Source organism: Pseudomonas monteilii NBRC 103158 = DSM 14164 (assembly GCF_000730605.1).
GTDB classification, from domain to species: Bacteria; Pseudomonadota; Gammaproteobacteria; order Pseudomonadales; family Pseudomonadaceae; genus Aquipseudomonas; species Aquipseudomonas monteilii.
Genome location: NZ_BBIS01000089.1, coordinates 1 through 5,120, shown reverse-complemented (window position 1 = coordinate 5,120; position 5,120 = coordinate 1). Strand labels below are relative to the sequence as shown.

The 5,120-nt window shown below is 58.1% G+C and carries 6 protein-coding genes; 4 read left to right on the top strand and 2 right to left on the bottom strand.

Features of this window, described 5'->3' with window-relative positions:
- Positions 1 to 260 precede the first annotated feature (260 nt).
- Positions 261 to 1,055 (bottom strand): substrate-binding domain-containing protein, encoded by a 795-nt coding sequence (locus PM2_RS29060; protein ID WP_016714328.1) that lies wholly within the window; start codon positions 1,053 to 1,055, stop codon positions 261 to 263.
- Positions 1,056 to 1,394: 339 nt separating this feature from the next.
- Between PM2_RS29060 and PM2_RS29055 the strand changes: the two genes are divergently transcribed.
- Positions 1,395 to 1,874, top strand: coding sequence for a carboxymuconolactone decarboxylase family protein (locus PM2_RS29055; RefSeq protein WP_012314955.1), 480 nt, complete (start codon positions 1,395 to 1,397; stop codon positions 1,872 to 1,874).
- Here the strand turns inward: PM2_RS29055 and pdxR are convergent.
- Positions 1,867 to 3,303, bottom strand: a complete 1,437-nt coding sequence (gene pdxR, locus PM2_RS29050) for a MocR-like pyridoxine biosynthesis transcription factor PdxR (protein ID WP_016714329.1) — start codon at positions 3,301 to 3,303, stop codon at positions 1,867 to 1,869. The genes PM2_RS29055 and pdxR overlap by 8 nt on opposite strands.
- Positions 3,304 to 3,393: 90 nt before the next feature.
- Between pdxR and PM2_RS29045 the strand changes: the two genes are divergently transcribed.
- The 3 genes from PM2_RS29045 to PM2_RS29035 form a co-directional block, all read left to right on the top strand.
- Entirely contained in the window at positions 3,394 to 3,876 is a 483-nt protein-coding gene (locus PM2_RS29045; protein WP_042132629.1) for a GNAT family N-acetyltransferase, read from the top strand.
- A gap of 30 nt (positions 3,877 to 3,906) precedes the next feature.
- Positions 3,907 to 4,584, top strand: coding sequence for an FMN-dependent NADH-azoreductase (locus PM2_RS29040; protein ID WP_016714331.1), 678 nt, complete (start codon positions 3,907 to 3,909; stop codon positions 4,582 to 4,584).
- Positions 4,585 to 4,694: 110 nt separating this feature from the next.
- Positions 4,695 to 5,120: carboxymuconolactone decarboxylase family protein (locus PM2_RS29035; protein WP_042132628.1), on the top strand; the 426-nt coding region annotated here is incomplete at its 3' end.

Genomic DNA, 5,120 nt, shown 5'->3' with positions numbered 1-5,120 from the left:
CTCTCTCCTTAAGCCTGATGAAGCATCCATCCTGACGGTGGGATGTTCCAATTGCAAGGCGAGATCTCAAGGGTTGTTGGCTCTGATGGGTTTGGACCTACTGAAGTGCCCAAATCAGCAGCGAACGCTATGTCTGCCATGGGCGAAAGCGTCCACTCGTGAACAGCTGCTTTCGACCCATTGCAGACGCTCGCAGAAAGAAGACTGCGGCAAGATCTTTGTGTTTCGCCGAGCCCCAGTTTCGATGTCGGCGCTCGCAGTCAGCTTGCTGCATGGGGTAGCGGCGTCAAGCCACTATCTTTGATCGCTGCGTCGGCTTCTGGCGATGCCAGATAGTCGAGGAGCGCCTGGGCTGCGGCATGATGCCGGCTCTTGGTGACGACAGCGCCAGAATACATCGTCATTTTCTGCGCTTCAGCCGGGATCAGACCAACGATGTCGATCCCCTTTACTGGCTTAAGCTCACTGAGCTGTTGGAAGCCGATCTGTGCTTGGCCGCGAGCGATCACCGCGCCGACAGGCTCGGCAGGTATCATGTGAGCCTTGGCCACGAACTGGTCACCGAGCTGCATGCGAGGGAACAGGGTCTTGGAAAGATAGACGCCGCTTGCGCTGTCGGAGTACGCGACAGAGCTGCTGTTTTGCAGCACTGTGCGCAAGGCCTGCATGGTGCCTATGTCCGGCTTCGATTCGCCTTTGCGAACGGCCATGGCAATGAAAGACTTTCCTAGATCAATTCGGCTGGTCTTATCGGCTAGACCGCTGGCGACCAGGTTGTCGAGCGCCGAACCTACCATCAGAACTACATCCGCCTGCTCACCGCGGGCGAGCCTATTTGGGACGGCCTGTGGGGTTTCCCCCATCGAAGGCGCGGCTAGAACTTCCAGCTTCACGCCGTATGTCTTCTCATAAACTGGCGCCACTTCCCGGATAGCGCCCATGATACCGCCGGAACTAAGAACGGTCAGCGTTTCCTCACCACCTTGTACAACGTCAGCAGCCGAGCAGACGAATGAGGTGGTTAAGAGGGTGGCACAGAACAGCATTCGAAGCATCGGAGCTTTCTCCACTAGTAAAGCCGCGGAATCTTACCGGGGCGAAGCTCAAGCTTTTGATTAATCAACGATTAAGAATGTTTTAATTTTCTACCCGCAATTGGCATGTATGGGTCGAAAGCAGGCCGCGACTGACCATTTTCGACACATTGCGGCCATTCGTGGAGGCCAATAAACGGCCTATTGCGCCCCTTCGACCCTATCGCTCGATAGGTGATCATGGCGCACTTCGATACAGATATGGCCTAGTTCGAAGCTACCATCTTGGCCCTGTGGGGCTATTCCAAGCGTTGCTACAGTGGGCTCCAACAACCATCCACCCACTACGAGCAACTACCCATGAACAACCGCCTTGATTACTTCAAGCTGTCTCCCCAAGCGTCCAACAAACTGGTGGAGCTCACCCTGCAACTGAGCAAGAAGCCGCTACTGGCCGATCTTGCCCACCTGATCATGTTGCGCGCTTCGCAGCTCAACGGCTGTTCGTTCTGCGTGGATATGCATGTGAAAGAGGCCAAGATCCATGGCGAGCGCGAGCTGCGTCTTCACCACGTGGCCGTCTGGCGTGAGTCACAGCTGTTTTCGCCAGCAGAGCGGGCGGCGCTGGAGTGGACTGAAGCCCTGACCCAACTGCCGCCTCATGGTATCTCCAACAGCTTGTATGCGAGTGCGCGTGAGCAGTTTTCCGAGCAGGAGCTGTCGGATTTGTCGTTCCTGATCGTCGCCATCAATGGCTGGAATCGCCTCAATGTGGCTTTCCAGGCGATCCCGGGCTCGTCCGATGAACTGTTCGGCCTGAACAAGGCCAACCTCAACTGAGTAACTTGCTGATCAACGCGCCAAGCTGCTCGCCTGGAGCAGTCGTGGCGCAGTTGGTAAAACTCAGGAGCAGACCTGACTGACGCTGCGATGAGGCAGCCCAGCGCGACAACGCTTGTACCGACATGCCCCTCGCCAGCACCTGCTCGGCCAGGGCGGTGTCGCTTACGTCCTCCGGCAAACGCAGTACCAGGTGCATACCGCCTGGCGAGCGTTCCACCTGCATACCCTTCGGCAAACTCCGCTCCAGTGCTTCGATGGTCAATGCCCGTCGCTCGTTGTAGAGGCGGCGCATGCGTTGGATATGCCGAGCGAAGTGTCCCTCGGCAACGAACTCCGCCACCAAAGCCTGGGTAATTGACGGTGACCCGGCAGCAAACAAGGCACGGCCGACGCGCTCGAACGCTGCCACCTGCGCCTGCGGCACCACCAGATAAGCCAGGCGAATACCGGGAAACAGCACCTTGCTGAAGGTGCCGGCATACAGCACGCGCCCATGGCGATCCAGGCTGGCCAGCGCTGGAAGTGGACGGCTGACGTAGCGATACTCGCCGTCGTAATCGTCCTCGACAATCCAGCCACCGGTGCGGGCAGCCCAATCGAGTAGCAGTTGCCGGCGTGGCAGCGACAGTGCCATCGACAGCGGGCTCTGATGCCCTGGTGTCACCATGGCGACCTGAGCAGCCCGAGAACCCGCGATGGCGTGTTCTACATTCATGCCATCGGCATCAACCGGCACCGCTTCCAGGTCCAGGCCGAACTGGCGAAGCACCTGGCGCGTAGTGGGATAGCCCGGGTCTTCCACCCAGGCGCACTCGCCTGGCTGCAACAGGGTATGTGCGACTAAGGACAGGCTATTGCGCCAACCGCTGGTGATAAACACCTGATGGGCACCGCAATCGATACCTCGGGACACCTGCAGATACGAAGCAATGGCGCTACGCAACGCTGCCAGGCCGTGGGGTGCCGGATAGTCCAGATCTCCCAGTCGCATCCCACGGAGATACCGAGCACCTAGACGCGCCCATATCTTGCGCGGAAATGCATCCAGCGCCGGTACCCCCATCTGGAACGGCAACAGCTGCGGTGGACGCCAGAGCGAATCAGGCGCGTCTTCGATCACTTGGCTGCTGACTGGTAATGCGGTGGCCGCTGACACAGGCTTCTGCAGTTCAGGATTGATTACGGTGCCTTTCTGCCCGAGCGCCAGGAGGTACCCTTCGCTGGCCAGCAGCGAATAGGCCAGTTCGACGGTGCCACGTGCCACCCCCAGCTCCTTAGCCATGGCGCGCGCCGACGGCAAGCGGTCACCGGGGGACAACGTGCCAGCGGCAACGGCGGCCAGCACGCGATCGTACAGTTGACGATACAGGGGCAAGACGGACTGCTCTTCCAAGGGAGCAAAAGGCGGCTTGGGGGAGGTCATCATGGCCTAGTTCATATCCCGTTTCTTGGCTCAATCAAGTGGGTCAATGGTAGTCCAATATAGCGCCATCACCTACTGAAGAGGGCAACGCCCATGAAAGTCCCTTTGCACAACTTCATACCCAGCGTGCTCGACCTGGCCGACACCGCCCTGCGTCCCCTGGACAGCACCCACGACCTGTGCAGCGCATTCCCGGTAATGCAGCAATTGCGCCCTCATCTGACGAGCGAAGCCGACTTCGTCAGCCGCATCGAGCGTATGCGCCTTGAAGGCTATCGCCTGATTGGCGCTTTTGACGCAGACGTTCTTGTGGCACTGGCTGGTTACCGCTTTCAGGAAAACCTGGTCTACGGCGCATTCCTGTATGTCGATGACCTTGTAACCGCCGAGGCTCAGCGGGGTGACCAGTGGGGATCGCGCTTATTGCAAGCCTTGGAACGACTGGCGCGCGCCAGCGGTTGTGAACGCCTGGTGCTCGACACGGGTTTGGCCAACGCCCGCGCGCAACGTTTCTACTTCCGTGAAGGTCTGTTGACGGGTGCACTGCGCTTTCAAAAACAGTTCGATACGCCATAACCCGCATGCACATCCAAGGAGGCAAACCTCATGACATCGTCCCAGCAGCCACTTGCTCCTTTGCGCATTCTTCGCCTGGTCGCCAGCCCCAATGCAGAGGCTTCGGAAAGTCTGAAACTGTCCCAGCAGATCCTGTTTGCCTTGGCCAGTCAGGCCGGCAGAAGCGGTATCCAGTTGACCGATTTAGACCTCAACACCTTGGCCCCAGTCGATGCACCTTACGCCCAGGCGTTAGCCAATCAGCGCGTAGTCATAGCAAGCGGTCAGGAGGGTACGTTGAGCCGTTCCGACGAGTTGATCGACCAACTGCAGGCATGCGACGTACTGCTGATTGCCACGCCGATGCACAACTACAGCGTGCCCGCCCCACTCAAGATGTGGATCGACCAGGTGGTACGCGTGGGCAAAACGTTTCTGGGCACCGCCAAAGGCAAAGTCGGAACGCTGACGGATCGTCCGGTTTACGTCGCAATAGCTTGCGGAGGCTACATCAGCGGCCAACATGCCCGTCAACCCGATTTTCTGCGCCCCTACCTGTCCGCCGTCCTCGCCACCATCGGTCTCAATCACGTGTACTACTTCACCGTTGAAGGTACCGCCAAGGGTGTGGAGTCACTGAATACTGGAAGGGAAACAGGGTACGGTGAGGTGCAGGCGTTCTTTGGTAGGGATAGCCATAGCGTGGATCAAGTCTGCAGCCCGCTTTAACACCATCATCGAATTCAAGCGTATAGGTTTGCACATCAGCTGGGCGGTGTGCCGTCAAGCGGCAATCCGCATGTCACGTTCTTCATTGCTCAAAGAAAGGAAAAGAAATCATGAGTCGACTCAATTGGTTTGAAGCTTCGCCGGGTGCAGCCAAGGCCCTTGGCGGGCTGCATCATTTCGTGACCACCGCGACAAATTTGCCAGCCCCGTTGATTCACCTTGTGTTTCTCAGGGTGTCTCAAATCAACGGCTGCGCCCATTGCATCGATCTGCACTCACGCGATCTGATCAAAGCAGGTATGTCGGTGGACAAGGTGCTGTTAGTACCGGTATGGCATGAAGCGCACTATTTGTTCTCGGATCAGGAGCGCTCAGCATTGGCCTGGACAGAAGAAGTCACGCGGGTAAGCGAGACACATGTATCCGACGGAGCTTATGCAGCAGCATCAGCGATGTTTGCAGAAAAGGATCTTGTCGACCTGACAGCGGCCATTGCTGCAATGAACGCTTTTAACCGTATGGGCGTCAGCTTCCGA

Bases quoted from the DNA above. Each gene is read 5' to 3' on its own strand.
- PM2_RS29045 (WP_042132629.1), top strand. From the start codon at position 3,394: ATGAAAGTCCCTTTGCACAACTTCATACCCAGCGTGCTCGACCTGGCC.
- pdxR (WP_016714329.1), bottom strand. From the start codon at position 3,303: ATGATGACCTCCCCCAAGCCGCCTTTTGCTCCCTTGGAAGAGCAGTCC.
- PM2_RS29040 (WP_016714331.1), top strand. From the start codon at position 3,907: ATGACATCGTCCCAGCAGCCACTTGCTCCTTTGCGCATTCTTCGCCTG.
- PM2_RS29055 (WP_012314955.1), top strand. From the start codon at position 1,395: ATGAACAACCGCCTTGATTACTTCAAGCTGTCTCCCCAAGCGTCCAAC.
- PM2_RS29060 (WP_016714328.1), bottom strand. From the start codon at position 1,055: ATGCTTCGAATGCTGTTCTGTGCCACCCTCTTAACCACCTCATTCGTC.